Origin of the sequence: Gilliamella sp. Occ3-1, from assembly GCF_001690655.1 — a bacterium.
Taxonomy (GTDB): Bacteria; Pseudomonadota; Gammaproteobacteria; order Enterobacterales; family Orbaceae; genus Gilliamella; species Gilliamella apicola_P.
On record NZ_LZHQ01000011.1, the window covers coordinates 160,566 to 186,993 of the forward strand.

17 protein-coding genes and 2 pseudogenes are annotated in these 26,428 nt (G+C 34.2%); 7 read left to right on the forward strand and 12 right to left on the reverse strand.

Annotated elements, in window-relative coordinates; all coding sequences use genetic code 11:
* The first annotated feature begins 279 nt into the window (after positions 1–279).
* The gene (locus A9G43_RS03970; protein ID WP_065606812.1) at positions 280–1,719 is read left to right on the forward strand and encodes a hypothetical protein; all 1,440 of its coding nucleotides are present in this window, start codon (positions 280–282) and stop codon (positions 1,717–1,719) included.
* A gap of 158 nt (positions 1,720–1,877) precedes the next feature.
* Positions 1,878–2,396, forward strand: a pseudogene (locus tag A9G43_RS03975) (Tex-like N-terminal domain-containing protein); the annotation flags it as partial.
* Between the two features lie 10 nt (positions 2,397–2,406).
* Here A9G43_RS03975 and A9G43_RS11365 read toward each other — a convergent pair.
* Positions 2,407–2,496, reverse strand: a pseudogene (locus tag A9G43_RS11365) (transcription elongation factor GreB); the annotation flags it as partial.
* 294 nt (positions 2,497–2,790) lie between these two features.
* Here A9G43_RS11365 and A9G43_RS03980 point away from each other — a divergent pair.
* Together A9G43_RS03980 and A9G43_RS03985 are read left to right on the forward strand one after the other, a co-directional pair.
* The gene (locus A9G43_RS03980) at positions 2,791–4,227 is read left to right on the forward strand and encodes a hypothetical protein (protein ID WP_065606816.1); all 1,437 of its coding nucleotides are present in this window, start codon (positions 2,791–2,793) and stop codon (positions 4,225–4,227) included.
* 167 nt (positions 4,228–4,394) lie between these two features.
* Positions 4,395–6,701, forward strand: a complete 2,307-nt coding sequence (locus tag A9G43_RS03985; protein ID WP_065606951.1) for a Tex family protein — start codon at positions 4,395–4,397, stop codon at positions 6,699–6,701.
* A gap of 333 nt (positions 6,702–7,034) precedes the next feature.
* Here A9G43_RS03985 and A9G43_RS03990 read toward each other — a convergent pair whose 3' ends face one another.
* The 10 genes from A9G43_RS03990 to A9G43_RS04035 all read right to left on the reverse strand — a co-directional run bounded on the left by A9G43_RS03990 (position 7,035) and on the right by A9G43_RS04035 (position 19,799).
* Positions 7,035–7,910 (reverse strand): YjjW family glycine radical enzyme activase, encoded by an 876-nt coding sequence (locus A9G43_RS03990; protein WP_065606817.1) that lies wholly within the window; start codon positions 7,908–7,910, stop codon positions 7,035–7,037.
* Positions 7,885–9,432: a YjjI family glycine radical enzyme gene (locus tag A9G43_RS03995; protein ID WP_218058606.1), complete on the reverse strand. Its 1,548-nt coding sequence runs from the start codon at positions 9,430–9,432 to the stop codon at positions 7,885–7,887. Before A9G43_RS03995 ends, A9G43_RS03990 begins: the two co-directional genes overlap by 26 nt.
* Before the next feature lie 14 nt (positions 9,433–9,446).
* A complete protein-coding gene (gene ushA, locus A9G43_RS04000) occupies positions 9,447–11,129 on the reverse strand; it encodes a bifunctional UDP-sugar hydrolase/5'-nucleotidase UshA (RefSeq protein WP_081298015.1) in 1,683 nt (560 codons plus the stop codon).
* 30 nt (positions 11,130–11,159) lie between these two features.
* Positions 11,160–12,461 carry a pyrimidine-nucleoside phosphorylase gene (locus A9G43_RS04005; protein ID WP_065606819.1) on the reverse strand — a complete coding sequence of 434 codons (1,302 nt, stop codon included), beginning with the start codon at positions 12,459–12,461 and terminating at the stop codon, positions 11,160–11,162.
* Positions 12,462–12,565: 104 nt separating this feature from the next.
* Positions 12,566–12,967 (reverse strand): cytidine deaminase, encoded by a 402-nt coding sequence (locus A9G43_RS04010; RefSeq protein ID WP_411588595.1) that lies wholly within the window; start codon positions 12,965–12,967, stop codon positions 12,566–12,568.
* Positions 12,968–12,993: 26 nt separating this feature from the next.
* Complete coding sequence (locus tag A9G43_RS04015) at positions 12,994–14,967, reverse strand: bifunctional 2',3'-cyclic-nucleotide 2'-phosphodiesterase/3'-nucleotidase (protein ID WP_065606823.1); 1,974 nt, start codon at positions 14,965–14,967, stop codon at positions 12,994–12,996.
* A 29-nt stretch (positions 14,968–14,996) separates the two neighbouring features.
* Positions 14,997–16,166, reverse strand: coding sequence for an adenosine deaminase (gene add, locus A9G43_RS04020; protein WP_065606825.1), 1,170 nt, complete (start codon positions 16,164–16,166; stop codon positions 14,997–14,999).
* Between the two features lie 289 nt (positions 16,167–16,455).
* Positions 16,456–17,697: a nucleoside permease gene (locus tag A9G43_RS04025; RefSeq protein ID WP_065606827.1), complete on the reverse strand. Its 1,242-nt coding sequence runs from the start codon at positions 17,695–17,697 to the stop codon at positions 16,456–16,458.
* Between the two features lie 104 nt (positions 17,698–17,801).
* Complete coding sequence (gene deoD, locus A9G43_RS04030; protein WP_065606829.1) at positions 17,802–18,518, reverse strand: purine-nucleoside phosphorylase; 717 nt, start codon at positions 18,516–18,518, stop codon at positions 17,802–17,804.
* 48 nt (positions 18,519–18,566) lie between these two features.
* Positions 18,567–19,799: a phosphopentomutase gene (locus A9G43_RS04035; protein WP_065606831.1), complete on the reverse strand. Its 1,233-nt coding sequence runs from the start codon at positions 19,797–19,799 to the stop codon at positions 18,567–18,569.
* 446 nt (positions 19,800–20,245) lie between these two features.
* Between A9G43_RS04035 and murB the strand changes: the two genes are divergently transcribed.
* Genes murB through birA form a run of 3 tightly spaced genes read left to right on the forward strand, consistent with a single transcriptional unit; the run spans position 20,246 to position 23,385 of the window.
* Positions 20,246–21,256: a UDP-N-acetylmuramate dehydrogenase gene (murB, locus tag A9G43_RS04040; protein WP_065606833.1), complete on the forward strand. Its 1,011-nt coding sequence runs from the start codon at positions 20,246–20,248 to the stop codon at positions 21,254–21,256.
* 58 nt (positions 21,257–21,314) lie between these two features.
* Positions 21,315–22,457 carry an MFS transporter gene (locus tag A9G43_RS04045; RefSeq protein ID WP_065606835.1) on the forward strand — a complete coding sequence of 381 codons (1,143 nt, stop codon included), beginning with the start codon at positions 21,315–21,317 and terminating at the stop codon, positions 22,455–22,457.
* On the forward strand, positions 22,432–23,385 hold the full coding sequence (gene birA, locus A9G43_RS04050) for a bifunctional biotin--[acetyl-CoA-carboxylase] ligase/biotin operon repressor BirA (RefSeq protein WP_065606837.1): 954 nt from the start codon (positions 22,432–22,434) through the stop codon (positions 23,383–23,385). Before A9G43_RS04045 ends, birA begins: the two co-directional genes overlap by 26 nt.
* A gap of 67 nt (positions 23,386–23,452) precedes the next feature.
* On the opposite strand, the gene A9G43_RS04055 is transcribed toward birA, so the two are convergent.
* On the reverse strand, positions 23,453–25,774 hold the full coding sequence (locus A9G43_RS04055) for a heavy metal translocating P-type ATPase (protein WP_218058607.1): 2,322 nt from the start codon (positions 25,772–25,774) through the stop codon (positions 23,453–23,455).
* Between the last annotated feature and the right edge of the window lie 654 nt (positions 25,775–26,428).

Below are 26,428 nucleotides of genomic sequence, written 5' to 3' on the forward strand. Positions count from 1 at the left end.
ATTAAAATTCATTATTTCGAATAAAAATCAGACATGCCTTTAATAAAATCTATTCAATTATTTAATTTTTATTAGATTAAAATTAAATAATCTTTAAAAATCAACAATGAAATGTTATGATGATTTTATTGTTTGTATTGCTTTTTTTTCTGCTTTTTTGTCTGGATATCTATTGCTTAGTAACTAAGTAAGTATATCGTATAAATAAGTTAAATTTTGTAACTACACAACAATAAAATAAATAAGTTGTTATTGTTTATATCACCATTAGGAATGAATATGACTACACGGAAACAGTTAATTTTTAGCTTATTTTGTCTTATTAGTTTTTTTTCAACTAAATCTATAGCATTATCGGCCGTTACAGCAAATACTATTAAGGGAAATAGTCCTCGTTTTATTAGTTCAATAGAAAATAGTATTCAATCCAATAAAGCATTTAATTATTTTGGTGTTATCTATAATGGAAATACCTATTTTTACACAGGTGATTTGAACACTGCATTAGGCTTAGACATTTCAACTAGAACTCCTGAAAGTTTAGGTCTATCAGCCGCAATTAAGCAACCAGAAAGCTTTGAGGTTATAGATGTTGATGGTGATGGAGATATTAAATTATTAGAAGACACGGATGCCCCAATTTCTCTAGAATGGTATTATGAAGATGCAAGTAATAAAGAAGTTAAATTAACAGTTGATCAAACAAAAACTGCATTTGAAACATTAGTAAAAAGTGGTATTTATCCTTATATTAAAGTTAGTGGTGGGATTGCTTTAACTACGAAATACGGAGATCCAAATTTTCAGGCTTATCCAGATGATAAAATTGCTATAACTAAAATACCTTATCGAAATTTTAATATCAAAGTGGGTGGTGAAGCCGTCAAATATGCTAGCCCGCATATGCTTTATAGTGCTCCAGCTTATTCTTGGGGGGATAGATCTATTTTTGATTGGGTAGATTGGAATGGCTTTGTACCACAAGATGATTATTTAAATAACTTCCCTTCAGTTGGTGCAAATGACCTCTTTTTCTATTTAATTACTGAGAATATTGACAATTCATTAGATACAACAAAATGGATTGTAAGAACATCGGATCCTAATAAAGGATCTCCTAGCGCAATTACAGCGATAGTTACAAAATCTGAAGCTTCAAGAGCCATGATTGTAGGTGGTTTTAAGGCTTATGATGCGAAAAATATGGTACTGGTTACATTAAAAGGTCCTGATTCATCATCTAAAGGTGATAATCATGCTACAGCACCCAAAGCGAATTTACCAGTTGATATTGAAATAATAGGTGAAACCAAACAAGGAATAACACTTAGTTACAGATTCCGAATAACTAGATGGTTTATCAATAGAGGAGAATATACTGATACTCATCAAAAACAAAACGATTGGTGCAATAATTTAGGTGATTATAAATTAGCATCTCTTAGAGAGCTGAGTAATGCAAACTTTCTGCTTCATCAAGATAAATATGGTAATAATCCTGATAACTACTATAAAAGAGCTGTACATGGGGGATTAATTACTGAATGGGGGGGATTAGCGTATTATCAAGGCGATAATTTTTATAATCCAACCTATGGTTGGACTAGTGATATTTCTAATTCTACGGGTGAGCCTATTTATATCAATATGAATGATGCTGCACTAAATGGCGATAGAGATGATCAGCATCCGTATTACGCATTATGTAGTTCTAAATAAAGTGGTTAGCTCTATTTAATGTTAGCCAAGCTGAAAATATCCCAATAACTAGCAGTTATATTTTTTAGGGAGGAGATAAAAGGCTCAGAATTGCAACAGAAACAAGGATAGGTATATAATCACTACTTTGCTTAAAATTGTTAAAAATACCATGATGAATAAACAAATTAGCCATTATTATAGCCAGTCAGTTAGCCGTAAAGTCAGAACAAGTTCAAGCGACGATTCAATTATTAGATGAGGGTAGTACCGTTCCTTTTATTGCTCGTTATCGAAAAGAGGTGACAGGTGGGCTTGATGATACCCAATTACGTACTTTTGATAGTCGATTGAGCTATTTGCGAGAACTTGAAGATCGTAAGCAAACAATTTTAAAGTCTATTGAAGAACAAGGTAAATTGACATTAGAATTAAGTAACAGTATTGCACAAATGCTTAGTAAAACTGAACTCGAAGATCTCTATTTACCATATAAACCTAAACGCCGTACTCGAGGTCAAATTGCCATTGAAGCAGAGCTTGAGCCATTGGCGGATGGCTTATGGCAGAATCCCATGCTTGATCCTGTAATTGAAGCCGAAAAATATATCAATTCCGATAAAGGTATTACTGATACAAAATCAGCAATAGATGGAGCTCGTTACATTTTGATGGAGCGCTTTGCAGAAGATACAGCTTGTGTAACGCTGTAACGCGGGGCCTTTCTTCTTTCCATAAATATTTCAATTCACAATTAAGATTTAAATAGCCTTCCCTTGTTATATAATTTTTTTGCATATTATCCAATACCTATAATTTATTTGTTTTTTTATGATAAAAATCAATAATTTTTAAAATTTTCATTTGTATTTATTTTTTTACATTTATCAAATTAAATACAAATAATGTTTTAAAATTATAATTAAGATGATATGATATTATACGTTATTAATTGTATTGCGGTATTTTCCTCTATTTTTGATTGAATATGACTTATTTTTTAAGTTATATCTATAATCTAAAATAGATTCAATTTCGCAATTACAAATGAATAATTTGTTATTGTTTTTACATGATCAATTAGGAATGAATATGGCTACACGGGAAAGATTAATTTTTAGCTTGGTTTGTCTTATTAGTTTTTATTCAACTGAATCTTTAGCGTTATCGTCCGTTACAGCAAATACTATTAAAGGAAATAGTCCTCGTTTCATAAGTTCAATTGAAAGTGATATTGAATCCAATAAAGCATTTAACTATTTTGGTGTTATCTATAATGGAAAGTCCTATTTTGATACAGTTGATTTGAATAAGGCCTTAGGAAAAAATGTTTCGACTGAAACTCCTAAAACTTTAGGCTTATCAGCCGCAATTAAGCAACCAAGCAGTTCAGAGGTTATAGATGTTGATGGTGATGGAGATATTAAATTATTAGAAGATCCGGATACTCCAATTTCTCTAGAATGGTATTATGAAGATGCAAGTAATAAAGAAGTTAAATTAACAGACAAACAAACACAAACTACATTTGAAACATTAATAAATAGTGGTATTTATCCTTATGTTAAAGTAAGCGGTGAGATAGCTTTAACTTCTAACTATGGGGCTCCAAAATCTCAAACTTATCCGGATAGTAAAATTGCTGTAACAAAAACACCTTATCGAAATTTTGTTGTTCAAGTAGCTGGTGAAGCAATCAAATATGCTAGCCCACATATGCTTTACTCTCATGGTATTTATACTTGGGGAGACACAGCAGTTTTTGATCCGACAGACTGGAATGGCTATGTACCACAGGAAAATTATTTCAATAATTTTCCTTCAGTTGGTGCAAATGGTCTCTATTTTTATTTAGTTACTCATGGTATTGATAATTCATTAAATACGACAACATGGAGTGTCAAAACATCGAATACTAATGATGGATCGCCTAGTGCAATTACTGCGATAGTTACGAAGTCAGAGGGGTCAAAAGCACAAGACTCAATCGGTGGTTTTAAGCACTATGATGCGAAAAATATGGTTCTGGTCACATTAAAAGGCCCTGATTCATCATCTAAAAGTTCTAGCCAGGCTACAGCACCAAAAGCGAATTTACCTGTTGATATTGAAGTGATAGGTCAAACAAAACAAGGAGTAACGCTTAGTTACAAATTTAGAATAAATAAATGGTTTATTAATAGAGGTAAAATTATTGATGAATTTGATAAGCAAAAAGCTTGGTGTGACGGTTTAGGTGATTATCGATCGGCGACAGCTAGGGAATTGAGTAATGCAAAATTAATCAGTTTGCCAGATAATGGTAATAATATGTTCAACTATAAAAGATCTGTACATCAGGGATTGATTACTGAATGGGGTGGATTATCCTATTTTGGTGGTGCTAATTTTTATAATCCAACTTATGGATGGACTGGCACTATTTCACCAGTTACTCATAATCCTATTTATGTCAATATGAATGATGCTGCATTAGAAGATGGTAGAGATAAGCATCATCATTATTATGCATTATGTATTTCTAAATAAAGAAACAGACTAATTTATGGTAAACTTTATTTAATATGAGTCTAATCAAAAAATATCACTACAATAAGTAGTGATATTTTTTAGGAAGGAGTTCAAAGGTTCAGAATTGCAACAGAAACAAAGATAAGTATATAATCACCACTTTGCTTAAAATTGTTAAAAATACCATGATGAATAAACAAATTAGCCATATTATAGCTGGTGAGCTGACCGTAAAATCAGAACAAATTCTAGCGGCGATTCAATTATTAGATGATGGCAGTACTGTTCCTTTTATTGCTCGTTATCGAAAAGAAGTGACAGGTGGGCTTGATGATACCCAATTACGTACTGTTGATAATCGATTGAGCTATTTGCGTGAACTTGAAGATCGCAAGCAAACGATTTTAAAGTCAATTGAAGAACAAGGTAAATTGACATTAGAATTAAGTAACAGTATTACACAAACGCTTAGTAAAACTGAACTTGAAGATCTCTATTTACCATATAAACCTAAACGCCGAACTCGGGGTCAAATTGCCATTGAAGCAGGGCTTGAACCATTAGCTGACGACTTATGGCAAAATCCCATACTTGACCCAGTAATTGAAGCCGAAAAATATATCAATTCCGACAAAGGTATTACTGATACAAAATCAGCAATGGATGGAGCTCGTTACATTTTGATGGAGCGCTTTGCCGAAGATGCTGCGTTATTAGCGAGAGTGCGTCAATATCTTTGGAATAATGCTCATTTAGTTTCGCAAGTGGTGAGCGGTAAAGAAGAAGAAGGTGCTAAATTTCGAGACTATTTTTCACAAAGTGAATTGATTTCTAAAATACCATCTCATCGTGCATTAGCAATGTTTCGAGGGCGAAATGAAGGCTTTTTACAACTCTCCTTAAATGCTGACCCGCAATTTGAACAAGCGCCTAAAGAGAGTTATTGTGAACAAATTATCACTGAATATCTAGGCGTTCATTTTAATGAACAACCAGCAGATAAATGGCGCAAAGCTGTGATTAATTGGACATGGCGCATTAAAATTCTGATGCACATGGAAACCGAATTAATGACAACATTACGTGAGCGAGCAGAGGAAGAAGCGATTAATGTATTTGCTGCCAACTTGCATGATATGTTAATGGCTGCTCCAGCAGGTATGAAAGTTACTATGGGCATGGATCCCGGTTTAAGAACAGGTGTAAAAATAGCTGTTGTTGATGCAACAGGTAAATTAGTTGCGACTGAAACGATTTATCCTCATACAGGGCAGGCAGATAAAGCAGCTATGGTTATTGCCGCACTTTGTATTAAATATCAAGTTGAATTAGTGGCCATTGGTAATGGTACAGCTTCACGCGAAACTGAACGTTTTTATCTTGATGTTCAGAAGAAATATCCAGAAGTGAAAGCACAAAAAGTGATAGTAAGCGAAGCAGGTGCCTCGGTTTATTCTGCATCAGAACTAGCAGCGCAAGAATTTCCTGATTTAGATGTATCTATTCGTGGCGCAGTATCAATTGCACGTCGTTTACAAGATCCATTAGCTGAGCTTGTTAAAATTGATCCTAAATCGATTGGGGTAGGGCAATATCAGCATGATGTTAGCCAAACTCAGTTAGCAAAAAAACTTGATGCTGTTGTTGAAGATGGTGTTAATGCGGTTGGTGTGAATTTAAATACTGCTTCGATGATGTTACTTGCTCGTATTGCTGGACTTAATAAAGTAATAGCCCAAAATATAATTAATTGGCGTAATGAAAATGGACAATTTACGGATCGTCAACAATTATTAAAAGTGGCACGCTTAGGTCCTAAAGCATTTGAACAGTGCGCTGGATTTTTACGTATAATGGATGGTAAAAATCCTCTTGACGCATCGGCCGTTCATCCAGAAGCTTATCCAGTTGTAGAACGAATTTTAGAAAAAAATCACAAATCTTTAAAAGAAATTTTAGGTGATACAAACTATTTAAAATCACTTAAAGCAATCGATTACGTAGATGATCATTTTGGTGTGCCAACAGTTACAGATATTATCAAAGAGCTTGATAAACCAGGCCGAGATCCAAGACCTGAATTTAAAACTGCGCAATTTGCTGATGATATAGAAACGATGGAAGACTTAAAAATAGGTATGATTATGGAAGGATCTGTTACTAATGTAACTAATTTTGGCGCGTTTGTTGATATTGGTGTGCATCAAGATGGTTTAGTACATATTTCTGCTTTATCAGATAAGTTTGTTGATGATCCAAGAACTGTGGTAAAAACTGGTGATATAGTCAAAGTTAAAGTGATAGAAGTTGACATTCCTCGAAAACGTATCGCTTTATCAATGCGATTAGATGATCCTGCATCGCCAAAAACTGATAATCGAAAATTCATTAATGAACGTTCGGTTAACAATACTAAAAAACAACACTCTTCTTCAATGACTAATAATGTCATGGGAAATGCATTTGCAACTGCATTTAAAAAGAATGAATAATATTTTTCTAATTTAAGGGACAATTGTCCTTTTTCTGCATTTAGAACCATTTAGTTAAAGCCATGTAATAGCAATTTATTCAATATAGATCTGAACCATATCAGTAAAAGCAAATCAAGTTTATCTTTTTTCGATCTTAATGTAATAGTATTATTGGTTATGATATAACGTATTATTAATATTAAATAACTCTATTGTAAATCTCCTTAAACAAGCAGCATAATTTTCTACTTGAATATTGACTAAGTTTGGGGTATTTACACATCAATATAAATTATCTACCATTTATTGATGCTTAAAATTAACAAGAAAGCATTTCTGACAAATTAGGTACTAATTTTTTCTGAAATAAACATTAGGTAATATAATATGTTTTAAGCTATGCTGTTTTAATTGTTCTGCAAACAGTTCTATTTTGAGTCTACTGGCGGATGGCCAGTTTTTAGCGATACCATGTACACCATGATTATGAAAAGCATTAATTCTTATTTGAATATTGGGATCTAAATCAATTAAAAATTTGGCAATATTTTTAGCATTATCCTGTAGATCCGTTTGTTTAGGAATAATTAAAAGTCTTACCTCATATAGTTTTTTTATTTTTGCCAGATATTTAATCGTTTCTTTTACTCGTTGATTGTATCTTCCCGTTAACTTTTTATGCACATCATTATCCCAAGCTTTGAGATCAATCATTGCGCCATCCATCACATTTTCTACTTTTTGCCACCCTGTTTTAGTTAAATAACCATTGCTATCAATAAAACAGGTAAGGTGCTTTAAATCGTTAGATTGTTTGATAACATTGAATAGCTCTTTAATAAAGGGTAACTGCATTGTTGCTTCTCCACCACTTATGGTAATACCATTTAAAAATGGTAGATATTTCCGGATAGCGATTAAAATATCATCTACACTATATCTATAAGTCATTGGTGATGAAGAATGCTTACAAGTATTAATACAAGTATCGCATTGCTGACAATTTGAAGTTTGCCATATAACTTTATTGTTACTAAAACTTAATGCTTTGTGTGGACAAGTATCAACACATTGACCACAATCCTTGCACAATGATATCGTATAAGGATTATGGCAGTTTAAACAACGAAAATTACATCCTTGTAAAAATATAACTAGTCGATTACCAGGTCCATCTACACAAGAAAAGGGTAAAAGCTTATTAACGATTGCCCATGTCTTGCTCATGACTAATTACTCGTGGTTTTCGACATAAATAACTATTGTTTTTAACGTCATTAGCAGCTTCTGCTCCTAAAAACGTTGTATTAATTCGTGATCCTTCTTGTTTATACTTTTTGATGTCCGATAATCTAACCATATAACCAGTTACTCGAACAAGATCATTACCACTGATATTAGCAGTAAATTCGCGGAAACCAAATTTAAAAGCTGCTTTACAAATTTGTAGTAAGGCTAGAGGATTATTTTTGATTGTTTCATCAATTGTTAAAATATCGCTGATACCTGATGTGTAGTAATGATGGTGTTTAAATAGCGCCATAATATGGGTAACAGGATCAGGTTCATGACCATAAGGAATGCGTAAACCAGGGGTTGTGCCTCTATCTGAACTAATACCAGATTGCGAGTGCAACATAGCCTTTCCTTTCCAAGCATTTTTTATTGTGTGTGTATCAATAAATTTGGCAACGAGTTGGGTAATGGTTAATGCTAGCTCATTGGCTTGTTGGTCAAAACCATAACGCCCTGCTAAATTTGCTTTTTCTTGCAGGATATTGACCGCTTCAGCCATACTAAAGATACCAAACATGGGGGCAAATCGATTGGGATCGATTAATCCTTCTTGGACTAAAAAACTGCTATTAAAAAAGTTGGATTGATTATAAAGAAAGTTAGATCTTGCTTGAATAAGATTAAGCTGTAACTGACAATAGTAAGGTAAGGTATTTGTCAAAAAATCCTCACTATTTTTACTTCGTAATGCTACCTCTTTTAAATTAATTCGCGAAAGCGTGCTTCCTCCACCTGCAACTGGTAGTGAATTATAGCAACTTACAACACCATAACCTTTGTCATCAAAATCTTTTTCAATCATATTATTATTTGCAATATGAGGTTTGCTTGTTTCACAAATATTTTCAATTGCCTCTAATAATAATGATTCTGTTGTAATGCCTTCATCATAGATAAAGGTTAAATTAGGTGCAACTTGTTTAAGCTCTCTATCTACACGTAAAATTACACGGCAAATAATATTATCAGTTGGACCAATGTTTGCATGCATAAATGCGTCAGGTAAATTACGATCAAGCATGATCCAAAAATGCTTTAATCGCTGATAAATTTCATCTTCAGTAAGATTACCAACGTAAGGAAGTAAAATTTGATCTAAGCATCCTAAATAAACAGGCATACCAGTTACTGAAGGAACATGATGATAGATGATGATAAGCAAATTTAATGCATCATCAAATGTTTCAGCTGGATTAAGTTCTAGCCACTGTGATCCTTGTTTTAAAAATTTCACATAATTAGGTAAAACATAACGAGGTTTATAAGGTGCGTGACCTTCGTACATATCACAAATAACGCGATCATTTAAAGCTTGCAGCGTTTCTTCATCCAGATCTACATAAGGTAAATTATTTTCTGCTGCTAAAGCGAGCAAATTTGATTTTTGTTTGGGTGACAAATTAGGATCTGTCACAATATTATAACAACTTTGTTGAAATTCAGTCATACTCATAATTATCTCAATATTTATTTCTCAATAATAAATTGTTTTGGTTCATAATCAGACGCAGTAATTGGCGAATGAGTCTCAAAATATTGTTTTACTACATCGGCATCGCGATAGCCTGTATCAACATAAGTCGATGACGTATTGGTTATTGGATAGCCGTCTCCACCTGCGGCTAAAAAGTCGAGTGTGGCAATGCGATAATTTTTTTGTAAATTGATCGGTTGATCATTAATTTTTACATCTTCAATATTGTTCCCATTTCTTGTTAGGTCTATATTTTTCAAATGCGCATACCCACCCGAACCTTGTTTTTTACTTAATGCAACTTTTAGATAATCAATTAATTCGCTGCCAGTTAATTCAAAATAAACTACACTATTACCAAAAGGTTCTACTTTTAAAATATCACGATAAGTAATATTACCTTCAATTAATGAGTCACGAATCATACCCCCAGACATAATGCCAACGTCTGCATTGGTTTTTTCAACAAAAGCACTGAGTAACAGTTGTCCCATATTGCTTTGTTGGTATCTAACAACATCTCGATTACCTTCTAATCGTCCTTTTAACTCGCCACTTTTCACTAATAACTGCTGTTTACCTAATTCTTGATAAGGTCTTAAATTCTCAAGTAAGGATTTATCTCGAGGAATTTCTTGCGTGTAATATTCAAGGCGTTTGGTACTGTTACCATTATCAACCTCTTTTTTAAGGTTAATAGGAATTAATTGGTAATTTTTTAACGTGATTTTACCATTTAAAAAGACAAAATCTGCACGTCCAACATATTTCCCCCATTCGTGGGCCTGTACAATCCAAGTACCATTTTGTTGATCTGGCGCACAAGGTGTACCTGGTACATATTCGGTAATACGTTTATTAGGACTAGCCATACACACAGGGTTTTGTGAGTGTCCTCCCACTATCATATCTAAATCGCCGGTCTGTAAATTTCTGGCTAATTCAACATCACCCAGTGCCATTGAGCCATGTTTACCATTTTCATAATGTCCCATATGAGTGACAGCAATAATCATATCAGGGTGTTCATTATATTTTAACTGTTTAATTATTTTTTGTGCTTCGGGTAAGGTTTGTCGAAATTCGACACCTTCCGTATTTTTGGGTGAAGCAAGAAAAATGGTATCGTCAGTGGTTAAACCAAACACAGCAACTTTAATACCATTCAAATAAAACATTTTATAGGCATCAAATACACGTTTATCTGTGCCTTTAAAGTAAGTGTTTGCCGATAAAAAAGGAAATTTTGCCCATTTCTGTTGCTCACGAATAATAGTCAAAGGATGATCAAACTCATGATTACCAACAGCCATAGCATCGTAACCAACCGCATTCATGCCAATAAAATCAGGTTTGGCTTGCTGTACATCAGATTCAGGGACACCAGTATTAATATCACCACCTGATAGCAGCAGTAATTTCCCTCCTTTTGCCGTAACTTCTTTTCGAATTTCATCTACTACGGTTTTTTGAGCAGCAAGCCCATACTCACCAATATCATTTTGCCAAAAACGGCCGTGGTGGTCATTGGTATGCAAAATAGTAAATTGATAAGACTTGTCTTTTTCTAAAGTTGGAACTGATGAGCTTTTTGTGGAAACAGCGGTCATGCAAGAGGCTGAAAATAGCCCCATACAAACAAGTAATGATAGCTTTTTATTTAATTGATAATGCATGGTATCTCCTAAATCATTATATAACAGCTATTATCCTGTAATCACCTTGTAAATAAGTTGAGGCTCAGTTGCGTTATCGCTAATGGTAATATTGTCATATAATTTTTGCTTGATAGTATCAAGCTTATCAGTATTGGCGTGTATCGTTAATAAAGCTTCACCTTCAGTAACTTTGTCGCCTACTTTTTTATGTAACACGATTCCAACAGCTGGATCAATAATATCTTCTTTGGTTGCACGACCAGCACCTAATTGCATTGCAGCGATCCCGATTTGATCTGCGATAATTTTTGATACATAACCTGACTTAAGGGCTGGTAGGGCAATTTGGTAAGGTGCACTAGCCAATTTTTCAGGATGATCAACGACCGAACTATCACCGCCTTGTGCTTCAATTAGGGTTTTAAACTTCTCGATAGCTTTACCATTTTTAATGACTTCTTGAAGTTTTATTCTGGCTTCTTCTAATGTTTTTGCTTTATCGGCAAGTACAACCATTTGACTACCTAATGTTAAAACCAGTTCGGTTAAATCAGCTGGACCATTCCCTTTCAACGTATCAATTGCTTCTTTTACTTCAAGAGCATTACCAATTGCAAAACCAAGAGGTTGAGACATATCCGAAATAATTGCCATGGTTCTACGGCCAATTTGATTACCAATATTTACCATTTCATGGGCTAATTTTTCTGAATCGGCCATATCTTTCATTAGCGCACCATCACCTGTTTTAACATCAAGAACGATGGCATCAGCACCCGCTGCCAATTTTTTACTCATAATTGAACTTGCAATAAGAGGAATAGAGTTAACAGTACCAGTTACATCACGTAACGAATAAAGTTTCTTGTCTGCTGGGGTTAAATTTCCTGATTGGCCAATAACGGCAAGGCCTTCACTATTAACTTGATTAATAAAATCTTGTTTACTTAACTCAATTTTAAAATCAGGAATCGATTCAAATTTATCTGTGGTGCCACCCGTGTGACCAAGCCCTCGTCCAGACATTTTAGCTACTGGAACATCTAAAGCTGCTACTAAAGGAGCTAGAACTAATGTTGTAGTGTCACCTACACCGCCAGTTGAATGTTTATCAACTTTAATGCCTTTGATTGAAGACAGATCAACAGTATCGCCAGAATACATCATCGCCGAGGTTAAATCTGCGCACTCTTTGGAAGTCATACCTTGATAATAAATTGCCATTAATAAAGCACTAACTTGATAATCGGGGATAGTTCCATTGGTATAATTAGTGATAAAAAATTGGATTTCATCAGTGGTTAATACATTGCCGTCACGTTTTTTTTCTATAATATCTACAAATCTCATTACTATTCTCTCTTACTATCAATAAATTAAATTAGTGTATTGCTTTGTTTATACAAAATAAATTTTGAGTTCTGATTATTATTTTTTATTGTTAAAAAATAATGCTAATCAAGATCACTTGGTGAAAAAGACCAAGGTAATAATTCTCCCACTGTTGTTTCCTGAATTTTACCGTTCATATTGGTCAAAATAACAGGCATATCTTTAGCACAAAACTCACTAATAACTTGACGGCAAGCTCCACATGGTGAAATAGGCCCATCAGTATCTCCAATTACCACCAATTTTTTAAATTTTGTTTTACCTTCAGAAACCGCTTTAAAAATTGCCGTTCTTTCGGCACAATTTGCTAGTCCATAAGATGCGTTTTCAATATTACAACCTAAAAATGCTTCATCATCTTCAGTAACTAGCACGGCACCAACCTGAAATTTAGAATAAGGTACATAAGCTTTGGAACGGGCAGTTTTAGCAAGTTCAATCAGTTTTTCAATTTTCATATGAATAATCCTTTGAGTCGTAATAATTTTAATTAATTTTTAGGTTGAGTATTAATTGGCGACTGCAAATCTATCCGATAAACACCCAAACCAGATGTATCTGTATCGATAAAATGAATAGGGTAAAGTGAATATTTTTCGATATAAGATTTAGCTTCATCTGATGGTGATGATTCAAAGCGAATATCTAATTTTGTATTGCTAGTAATTGGGGAAATTTGCCAATTATTATCGACGGTAACATTGGTTATACCATACTTTTGGGTTGTATTGGTAATGTAAGCGGAAAGGATGACTCTTAAATCATCGGGAGAATTAAATTTAATATTTTTTTCACCTGTGCCTGGGAATATACCACTATAAGCACGATAATTATTAGTGGCAATCAAGAATCCTTGATTAGGATCAATTGGTTTTTGTTGATAAGTAAGATTAATGATTCTTTCAGATGTAGAATTAATTAACTGACAATTTGCATCATAACGGGGTGGTTTGGTAACATCTATTTGATAATTCACTCCATCAATGATATCAAAATTATAGGTTCTGAATTTATCCCAATTAATTAAATATTGTGATTGTGATGAATTTATGTCAATTTGGTTATATATACCTGCTGAACATTCCAGCCACTCTTTAATTTCCTTACCAGTAATTTTTACAGCCGATAAAATATTAGGATAAAGGTAGATATCTGCTGCATTTCTAAACTTTAAATCCCCTTTTTTGACATCAACAAAAGCACTTGGATCGTTTTTTCTACCTCCGGCTTTGAATGGTGCAATAGCGGATAAAATGGGCAAACCATCAAGATCAGGATCTCCTTGAATAAACTGCTTAACGTAATCAATTTGCGCATCGCTAATGAGCTGTAAGGCAGAAGTATCTCCAACCAGTGCTAAATAGCTAGTAATATCTGTTGATACTTTACCTATTGGTATACTAACAAACTCACGTGTTCCTTGGTGATCTTTAGTCAGTATCTTGATAATCTTTTTATCTTCTTTAACTAGTGCTTTTTTATTTATTACATCATAGATTGGTCTAGCTTCTGATTTACCTGAAATCACTTGCCATTTGGATTTATCATCATCAAGAACTAAGTCTACTACCCCCAAATGGCTACCCCATTGACCAGGCATCACAGCAGGAACATGATTAATATTGCCAGTATTAATATCTGTATTTGGTAATGATTTGAAATCTTCACTCGGAAATATGCCGTGAGAATGGCCAAACATAATTGCATTAATACCCTCTACTTGGCTCAAGTAGTACACTGAATTTTCAGCTAATGCTTTATAAGGTTCAGCTGAAACACCAGAATGTGGAATAGCAATAATAACATCAGCACCTTCTTTTTTCATTTTAGGTACTAATAATTTGGCCGTTTCTGTAATATCTTTAACGACAACTTTACCATCAAGATTAAGTTTATCCCATTGCATAATCTGTGGCGGTACAAAACCAATATAGCCAATTTTAATAGTATGTTTATTGCCGTTTCTATCAATAACAGGAGTATCTAAAATAATATATTGTGTAAAGAATGGCTTTTGGGTTTGGGCATCATAAACATTAGCGTTAATGTAAGGAAATTTTGCTCCGGAAAGGCTTTTTTGCAGAAATTCCAATCCAAAATTAAATTCGTGGTTACCAATATTACCCACAGTATAATTAAGTGTATTGAGTGCTTTATAAACAGGATGAATATCGCCATCATTAAAACCCTTCTTTACGGCATAATCAGCCATTGGGCTGCCTTGAATTAGATCACCATTATCAACAAGAACACTATTTTTTACTTCATTTCTTGCTTGATGAATTAAATTAGCAGTTTTTACTAATCCAAAAGAATCAACAGATTGATCTTTAAAATAATCATAATTCATCATGTTCCCATGCAAGTCGGTTGTTTCAATTATCCTTAAATCAATCGTTGCAGCATTAACAACGCCAGATATAAATAGGGTTAAAAGAAACAGGGTTAACTTATTTTTTTTCATGCAAATCTCCTATTATTCTGACAAATAAATTAGTTAACAGGTATGGTTAGTAACAGTTTTTGATACCCTAAAAATCGTTCAATGATTGCTGGATTGTATTCTTTTTCATTAATATTTTTTTTCAGTAATAGCTTATCATTAGAAGTAAAAAATGAAAGAACATGCTCAGTCAAACGGCTTTTAACCGAATCTTCGACAAATGCAGCTTGAACGCCACACAACGTTATATCAAGTAATTCTAATCTTGAAAAGCCAAATACTGTATGAGCAATGTGATACTCTTTTTCAATATCTGTACCAAAAATACCAGCATCATCTGTATTTAAGGTAATGCGAACGCCTTGGTCATAAAGTTGCCTTATTGGATGTTGATAAATATCGCCATGCAGTTCATTCACTAAAATTCGATTACTAGTTAAAGCAATTTCTAGAGTGATTTTTTTTTCGACCAGTTTACAAATAAGCGCTTTGTTTTCAATGGCACGAATACCATGACCAATTCTATTTGCACCGTGTTTAATAGCTTGAATAATGCTCTCATTTGAATCAATTTCGCCAGCATGATACGATTTTTTTAAATTCAGCTTTGCCGCCAACTCATGGGAATCTTTAAAATCATCAAAATGCCCAATCATTTCGTTACCAGCAATATTAAATCCCGTAATAAAGGGATGATAATTATTTTGAATAAAACGCAACGTATCATAAACAACATTAGCGCCTAAGTGCCTAACACCAATAACATGATATCTAACTATAATATCATAGTCGTTTTGTACCTTAATAATCGCTTTGTCCATGTAAGAAAGAGTTTGATTAAATCTTTCTTTATCCCAAATCAACTCTCCATTAACTTCGGTTGTACAAATATGATAGGGGGACAAAAATAGCTCGCAATAAATTAACCCTTGTTTAGCATTCCTATTAAGAAAATCGTAAGTAATAGAATAATAATCTTCAGGATCTTTTAGAAAGCTAGAAACGGTATCATATGTATTAATAAACTCTTCAAATTTGGATTCGTCATACAAATATCTACCATTTTTATATTCTTTGGCATTGTATTGACCAGATTGGTAACATAGTGTACTAGGAAAAGGGATATTATTTTTTTGTGCTAACTGATGAGCCATGACAGGGGTAATACTGCCTTCAATATGCTCGTGCAATATAACTTTAGGTATTATTTTATCGTTCATTAGGTATTTAATCTATTTTTAAATGAGCTAAATTGGCTTTAGTAAAAATGATATTAAACGTTTATTAAAAAATTTTTAATAACATGTATATCATTGTTAATTGGGTTATTTTAACTTGATAAGATACTTATCTGCTATATCTTTTGCATCACTTATTTATATTTTTGTGCGGTAAATCAAATTTTTACGATAATTTATTGTTAGTAAAAAGGCAACAAAATGTATTGTTGCCTACGTATTGATTGAGTGGGAAAAAGCTCCACCACATAATGAACAATTAATAAATGATTTAAACGGTTTTTGAATTAGGCTTTTCGTTTTTAAAAATTAACATAAATACAATTGCTAAAACCAAAGCATAACCTGCAAAAATAAGCCAAACTGTTTGCCATTTAGTAACATTTCCAGCTGTATAATAATCGACTACATAACCACTGCCTACCGAACCTAAATAAGCACCGAACCCATTAGTCATGGTCATAAATAATCCTTGAGCACTATTGCGAATAGTTGGCGATACCGATTTTTCAACATACATTGAACCAGATATATTGTAAAAGTCAAAAGCACAACCATAAACAATCATTGAAAGAAGAAGTAATACAGAACCGAAAAGAGACGGATCGCCATAAGCAAATAAACCAAAACGAGCAACCCAAGCAAGCATACTAATTAGCATAACATATTTAATACCTAAACGTTTCATGAAGAAAGGTACAAATAAGATAAATGCGACTTCTGACATTTGAGAAATAGACAACAGTATAGAAGGGTATTTAACCACTAAACTATCAGCATATTCAGGGAATCTTTCAAAATCATGTAAAAATGGATTACCAAAAGTATTGGTTATTTGTAAAATACCGCCTAATAAAACCGCAAATAGAAAAAATATAACCATTCGTGGCTGTTTGAATAAAACAACAGCATCTAACCCTAATGAGCTAATGATGTTTTTTTCTTCAGTTTTATTTTTTGCTGTTGGAATCAATGGTAGCAAGAATGAATAAAGGCTGAGTAATAAAGCAGATGCAGCTGCAATATAAAGTTGCATGCTGCTCAGTTCTAATTTTAAAATACTTACAAGCCACATAGCAACAATAAATCCAATGGTGCCAAAAATTCTGATGCAAGGGAACTCGGTAATAACATCAAGTCCACGTGATTCTAAGCAAGAATAAGCGATTGAATTTGAAATGGCGATGGTTGGCATGAAAGCTAGGCAATGAATCAATATCACAATCATCATCATGAAAGGAGATGTTATTGAAGCCGCAATAAATAGCGTTAAAGCACTGATTAAATGACAAAGCATATACAAACGGTTAGCAGGTATCCATCTATCCGCTACAATTCCAAGTAAGCCTGGCATAAACAAAGAAGCGATACCCATTGTTCCGTATATCGATCCTACTTCAAGACCAGTAAATTGTAATTTACGTATCATATAAGAACCGAGAGTTATTAACCAACTTCCCCAGATAAAATATTGTAAGAAAAATATAACCCTAAGTTTAAAATGAATATTCATTTATAATTCCTTAATAAACGAGATTTACTATAATCTAATATCTAAATATCAATAAAATAATTATTTGATCAAAATAAAAAATGGCAGATTAACCTGCCATTTTTTTAGTTTTGATTTAATAAAACAGACTCCAGTGCAACAGTGATCATTTCTTTGAACCCTAATTGTCTTTGTTCTGCTGACATTGCTTCGCCTTTTCGGATATGATCCGAAACCGTACAAATAGCCAGTGCTTTTGCACCATATTCAGCCGCAACGCCATAAATGCCAGCTGCTTCCATTTCGACGCCTAAAATATTGTACTTTTCCATAACATCAAACATATCAGGTTCAACACTATAAAAAAGATCAGCAGAAAAAAGGTTACCAACTTTAACATTCACACCCAATTTTTTAGCTGTATTAACGGCATTACAAGTTAAATCAAAATCAGCGATAGCGGCAAAATCATGATCTTTAAAACGTAAACGGTTGACTTTTGAATCGGTACAAGCACCTAACCCAACAATAACATCCCCCAAGTTGACATTAGGGCTAATTGCACCACATGAACCAATACGAATGATGTTTTCAACACCATAAAATTTAATTAGTTCGGTTGTATAGATTGAACAAGATGGAATACCCATTCCATGCCCCATAACTGAAACCTTTTTATCTTTGTAATAACCAGTGAAACCCAACATGGATCTTACATTAGTAACTTCTGTTGCATTCTCTAAAAAGGTTTCTGCAATGAATTTTGCTCGTAGCGGATCGCCGGGCATTAAAACGGTTTTTGCAAAGGCATTATCAACAGCATTAATATGCGGGGTAGACATTAACTTCTCCTGATATTTGTTTCGAAATCGATATTACTTAAACTTAAATTATTTATTTTTTATAAAAGATTTACCGTAATCCATTGGCGATAAATCAAAATAATCGGCAACACTCTGTCCTATATCGGCAAATGTTTCACGATGACCTAAAGAGCCAACAGGCACACTATCTCCGTAGACAATGACAGGTATATGTTCGCGAGTATGATCGGTACCTGACCAAGTTGGATCACAACCATGATCCGCGCTAATAATAAGCAGATCGCCAGGTTGGATAAGCGCTAACATCTCCGGAAGACGACTATCAAAATATTCTAAAGCAGCGGCATAACCTGATACATCGCGGCGATGCCCATAAGAAGAGTCAAAATCGACAAAATTAGTAAATACAATCGTATTATCTTTAGCCTGCTTGATTTCTTCAAGTGATGCATTAAATAAAGCTTCAAGACCGGTTGCTTTTACTTTTTTGGTAATTCCAACTTGTGCATAAATATCGGCAATTTTACCAATTGATACTACGGTACCTTGTTTTTCATCAACTAGTTTTTTAATCATCGTTGGTGCTGGTGGTTCAACAGCAAGATCGTGGCGGTTACCCGTACGCACAAATTCGCCAGCTTTTTTGCCAACAAAAGGTCTAGCAATAACGCGGCCAATGTTGTAATTACCTTTATTTAGCTCATCACGTGCAATTTCGCAGACTTCATAAAGTTTATCTAAACCGAAAGTCTCCTCATGACAGGCAATTTGGAATACAGAATCAGCAGAAGTATAAAAAATAGGCTTGCCAGATGCCATATGTTCTTCGCCAAGTTCATCAAGAATAACTGTACCAGATGAGTGACAATTACCGAGGTAACCAGGAAGTTTTGCACGAGAGACAATTTTATCTAAAAGATCTTGAGGGAAGCTATTAGTGGTATTAGTAAAATAACCCCAGTCAAAAAGGACTGGCACTCCAGCTAATTCCCAATGCCCTGATGGAGTATCTTTACCTGAGGAAATCTCGCTAGCATAGCCATACGAACCAATAATTTCGCCTTCGGTTTGCATGCCTTTAGGGTAGTGACCAGTTGATTCATACGCCGCTTCGATTAAGCCTAATTTGCCTAAATTAGGTAAATTTAATGGGCCACTACGGCCATGTTCTGCTTTACCTAAAGCACAAGCCTCAGCAATATGTCCTAAAGTGTCAGCGCCTTCATCGCCATATTTATTTGCATCTTCAGCGCCACCGATTCCAAACGAATCTAGGATCATAATAAAAACTCTTTTCATAATTTCCTCTATCTAATAAGCAAAACTTAACTTATGTACAATTAATAAAATCAATAGCAATCAATCTAATAAAAATGCCTGCTTTTTGTATTAAAATTCTAACTATAATTCATAAAACGCTACTTAGTTAGCTATAATACACGATAACAAAAAACAAAAAAGATTTAAGCGCTGCTTTAACTGAATATTTGTTTAAATAATGTGATGAATTTGATCTTAGTCATACTTTTGTAGCCCAAAATATATAAAACGTTTTTTGATGACCAGCTAATAGCAAAATTATAGAAAAACTTAAAATCACACACGACTAAATATTTAATCAAATAAGGTTAACCAATGTGGTAATATAAACTCTAAATACGATAGATTGCAAACTATAGAAATAACCTAAAAAATTGATTGATTTTTGGATGTCTATTTTCACAAAAAAATAAAGGTAGTTATCAATGAAACAAAAAATTCCTAATACATTTGGTTTAACTGTTTTTGCGCAAAAAGTTGTTACTGTAACCAGTCCCGAACAATTACAACAAGTTTGGCAAGATAACTCCCAAAATTTACCAATTATGATTATTGGCGAAGGCAGTAACACACTTTTTACCTGTGATTTTGATGGTATGATTATTGTTAATCGCATCAAAGGTATTACCATTAGTGAAACAGAACAAGCATGGCATTTGAAAGTTGGTGCTGGCGAAACTTGGCATGATCTAGTATCAACAACCATCAAGGAAAATATACCTGGGCTTGAAAATCTAGCATTAATTCCTGGATGTGTAGGTTCGGCACCGATTCAAAACATTGGTGCTTATGGAGTTGAGTTTCAAAAAGTTGCTGATTATGTGGAGCTGCTTGAACTAGCTACAGGTAAAATCACCACTGTAACTGATGGCCAATATGGATATCGTGAAAGTATCTTCAAAAAAGCGTATTTGCAAGGTTATGCTGTTATCAATGTTGGTATAAAATTACCAAAACAGTGGCAGCCAGTTTTAACTTATGGGGAATTGCGAAACTTTGATCCCAAAATTGTTACTGCAAAAATGATATTTGATAAAGTGTGCGAAATTCGTTGTAGTAAATTGCCAGATCCAAAGGTTTTAGGCAATGGTGGAAGTTTTTTTAAAAACCCAGTGATCGATAAAATTGTGGCGGACAAGCTACTTGAAATTTATCCAAACATGCCAATATATCCACAAGCTAATCATCAAACAAAATTAGCTGCAGGTTGGCTTATTGATCAGTGTGGTCTTAAAGGCTATCAAATAGGCGGAGCGGCAGTGCATCAACAACAAGCATTGGTTTTAGTTAATAAAGACCAAGCAACAGCACAAGATGTGGTTGAATTAGCTCGACATATAAAAAAATGTGTATTACAAAAATTTTCGGTGAATTTATCACCAGAAATCCGATTTATCGGCAACTCGGGTGAAATTGATGCAGACAATTATTTATAATTAGCACCAAATTATAATTGCCCGCAAATTTTAACCCATAATTATACGTGATAACATTATGAAACATTCGTATTCATTCCCTATTTTATTAACGAGTTTGCTCTTTGTAACAATCTCTTTGTCAGCATTAAACACACAGGTACCATTGTGGTTAGTGCGTAGTGAGTTTTCGCTTGGGCAAATTGGTCTTGTCGGATCAAGTTATTTTACTGGCAACTTGCTAGGTACCATTTTCGCCAATTGGTTTATTAATAAATTCAATGCTCGGCACACATACACCTATAGTTGCATTATTTTTGCCATTGCAACCATTGGATTAAGTTTTTCAATGAATTTTTATAGCTGGATAATGTGGCGATTTTTTATAGGCATTGCTTGTGCGGTCACTTGGGTGGTTATAGAAAGTTGTATATTACTCACTGGTCCTGTACGTACGCGAGGAAAAATGCTGGCAGTTTATTTAACCACTTATTACCTAGGTACGGTTTTAGGGCAAGCTTTGTTGCAGTATTTTCCGCAAAACATATTATATTTTGGATTAGTTATTATGTTACTGATGGGATTAGCAATTTTATTTATTTTGCTGACCCATTATAAATTACCGAAAAGAAAAAAAAGCAGCTTTAACATCATGCCAATGATATTAAATAAACCCTCTCGAATTGGGTTAACCGGTTGTGTGATTGCAGGGATGCTCATTGGATCGTTATATTCACTCTTACCAGCCTATTACTCACACTTAGGATATAGTGATATTCAAGTGGCTAATTGGATGATTTTAATGATTTTATCAGGAGTGATTGCACAAATGCCCGCCAATTGGTGTGCAGATAAATTTGGACGGCAACTTGTATTATTAATTGAATCGTTACTAATGTTAATTGCATGTATTATGCTGATATTCAATTGGTTTAATGCGTTGGCGATTATCTTATTAGGTGCAACCATTTACACCATTTATCCCATATCCATGGCTTGGGCTTGCTCGTGTGTTAGAAAGCAAGATATTGTGGCGATGAATCAAGCAATGCTATTAACCAACACATTAGGGAGTTTAGCTGCTCCTGCGGTGATAGCATTTATTATGGATAAAACAAGTAATACCTATTTATTTGTTAGTTTTGCTATAATTTCGTTATACTTCATTATATTATTAGCCCAAAAAAGAGGAACGGATGCGCAGCTACAAAAATCCGCTTAAATTAATTGAAATACTAGCCGATGGTCAATTCCATTCAGGGGAAGAATTGGCAACAATTTTTGGCATAACCCGTGCTGGTATTAATAAATACATCAAACAACTGCGTGAGTGGGGGATTGGGCTAAACTCAGTACATGGTAAAGGCTATTGCTTGGCAGCGCCTCTTAATTTGCTTAATAAAACCAAAATTAACCAGCATTACCAATCGAATAGTCGATGTGAAATATTACCGATTATTGATTCAACTAACCAATATCTACTGGATCGAATTGATCAACTAACATCGGGCGATTGCTGTGTGGCCGAATTTCAATCCAAAGCACGGGGAAGGCGAGGGCGAAAATGGTTTTCACCTTTTGGCACTAATCTATACTTTTCAATGTATTGGCGACTAGAACAAGGTGTAGCTGCGGCAATGGGATTGAGTTTAGTTGTTGGTATTGTTATTGCTGACACCTTACGTGCATTATCTGGCCAAGACATCAAAGTTAAATGGCCAAATGATCTATATATTAACGATCAAAAACTAGCTGGTATTTTAGTTGAGCTTGCAGGTAAGACTGGTGACTGTGCCCATGTTGTGATTGGTGTTGGCGTCAATTTAACCATGACAAACCCAGATACCAACATAGTTAACCAAAAATGGGCTAATTTAGGCAATGTTGATCGTAACTTATTAGTTGCGCAGGTTGCCAAAACCTTAAAAAGTCAATTAATAGAATTTGAAAAACATGGTTTAGTGCCATTTATTAATGATTGGAATAGACTAGATAACTTTGTTAACCGTCCTGTAAAACTATTAATTGGCGATAACATTATTCGCGGAATAGCAAAAGGTATAAATGACCAAGGAGCCTTATTGTTAGAACAAAATGGTAAAATTGAAGCTCATATTGGTGGCGAAATCTCATTAAGAAGTGATGAATAATAGCCTAATAATCATTTAAGAAACCTATTCCACTTGCTACAAGCGAAATAGGTTAATTAAACCAATTTTAACTTTTATTCTTAAATTTCAAAACTCGAAGCGCATTAGCTGTCACAATCGCAGTCGTACCTGAATCAGCTAACACAGCCAGCCACAGTCCAGTAAAGCCAAATAAGCTGGTAATTAAAAATACTAACTTAATTCCCAACGCAATTGTAACATTTTGTTTAATATTACGAGAGGCAAAACGAGTTAAACCAATTAGCTTAGGCAAACTTAACAAGCTATTTTTAGTTAATGCGGCATCAGCGGCTTCTAGCGCAACATCAGTACCACTACCCATAGCAATACTTGCGGTTGCCGCTTTCATGGCTGGAGAATCGTTAATTCCATCGCCCACCATAGCAATCGACGTTGAGATACGCATCTTTTCAATTTCTGCTAATTTATCGGCAGGTAACAACTCTGCACGGTAATCCATACCTAATTGCGAGGCAATGGCTTTGGCCGCTCGCGCATTATCGCCTGTCAGCATCAAAGTCTTAACGCCAAGCTTATTAAGCTCATTCATTGTAGTAATTGCATCAGCCCGCAACACATCTTGCAATGCAATAATGCCCATCAATTGTTGACTTGTTACTGCAACTACTACAGTTTTACCAGCGTTTTCAAGCTCCTCAATAATTTTGGTATGTTCATCTTTCAATGGTGATGAAACTGTCACAACCTTACTTGGTGACACAATATAAAAAGTCTGATTATCAATCTCGCCTTGAACGCCAACCCCTGCAATCGCTTTACGATTATCGGCCTCATTGATATTTAATTGATTCTGCAATGCATAATCAACAATAGCCTTAGCAATGGAGTGATGCGAACCACTTTCAATAGCGGCAACTAATGTCAATAATTGCTCTTTTGCAATATCTTGACTAATCACATCGGTGACTTGCGGTTTACCTTCGGTTAACGTACCAGTCTTATCAAATGCAACCAGTTTAACTGAACCAATATGCTCTAGCGAGGCACCACCTTTAATTAGCACGCCTTGTTTTGCCGCATTAGATAAGGCCGACGTTATTACAGCAGGCGTTGAAATAACCAATGCACAAGGGCAACCAATTAACAATAGAGTTAAACCTCGATAAAACCAAGTATACCAATCAGCATTGAACAACAAAGGTGGCGCAATAATTACTAACAGAGCAAATAAAGCAATTGCTGGCGTATAATAACGACTAAATTTATCAATAAATCGTTCAATAGGAGCTTTACGCTCCTCAGCATCTTCAATCAACTGTAAAATACGATCTACCGCATTTTGCCCAACTTCTGATACCACTTTTAATTGGATTGTATTATCAACCACGAGCGAACCAGCCAAAACCTTATCGCCTGAAAGATAATTAACTGGAATGGATTCACCGGTTAATGCGCTTTCATCAATATTGGCTTGCTCGCTTATTAAAATCACATCAGCAGGCAACCTTCCGCCAGATGAAATTTCAATAATATCATCGGGTTTCAATCTATGACTGGCAACGGTTTTTCGTACACCGTCAATGATAATAACGGTCTCTTCTGGCATAAGCTGAGCGAGCGAGGAGATGCCTTTTTTGGCTTTACTTGTTGCAACACCTTCTAACATCTCACCAATCATAAATAAAAATATAACCATAGTGGCTTCTTCGGCAGCTCTAATAAACAAAGCCCCAATAGCTGACACGCTCATTAACGACTCGATCGCAAATGGTGTACCACTGCGCGTTAAAACTACCGCTTCTTTCAAAATAGGTATTAACCCAACAATTGCTGTGACCATAAAGGCATATTCGCCAACGGTTTGATTAAATAACAACAGGATATAGCTCACCACAATTAAACCGCTTAATACCCCTAAAGGAATTAATGCTTTTTTATCAAAACTATGGGAATGATCATGATGATGAGAATGTTCTGGAGATGATTCAAAAATAGGCTTATAGCCTAGCTCGATAACTTTGTTTTCTATTAATTTAATGGTTTTTTCATTATATTGGGGAACAAATACCACTAACTTTTCGGTAGAAAAAACAATCTTAATTTGGTTAATATTGGGTAACGCTTTTAGGCTGTTTTCAATTTGTTGTGCACAGTGCGCACAATCCATGCCTTTTATTTTCCAAGTTAATTTAATTTTCTCGCTTAGCCTGTCGGGATCATCAGGGGGATCGTCAAACTCATTTTTAGAAGTAGTATGAGTATCGCCCCCACAGCTATGTATTGATTCTTGATGACAAGTTATATCGTGAGATAAATGAACATGATTATGTGCCATATTTAAACAATCATCATGACAACACTCATGGTGATGATGTTGATGATGCATGTATTTGTTATTATATAACATAACTTTACCTCTATTTATGGATGATTTTGATTGTACGCCAAAAAATAAAAAAGAAAATCATTTTTACCTTTAGTAATAAAAAAAGAACTAACGTTATACAACAATGAATATGATATTAAACGTTTGGTTAAGGACGAAGAGTTCATTGAAGATAAATTAAAATGACGAGTTAAATGCTATAATAAAACCTATTTTGGCGAATTGCTTCAATCCATCTTATTAAGCAAATTTTTACGAATCCCGTATACTCATAAACAAATGGGCAAAGTCAAAAAGTGTAATACGTACTTTAATACAGTTGTAGCATAATCAGCAAATATTTAACGATTCAAAAGATAGAAAATAAAAATTTAAGCAATTTATTAACTTTTTATAAATTTATTAATTTTTATAATACGATTAAAGTGCAAATAACACGTTGTTTTATTATAGGTTAATGGTTATTGGTTAGTTTTGGAAACGGTAATGTTTCAGACGTCTTGACCTTTAGGGGGAAAGAAATAACATTAACTAACTACCTCTTATCCCATACCAGTAAGTAACAAAATAAAGCTAAAACTTAACGAAATTCAGTCTTAACAAAAATTTACAAAAATAATGGACCGAAAACTAGTCATGATTTTTTTTTACAGCTATACTTTTAAAGTTTAAAAA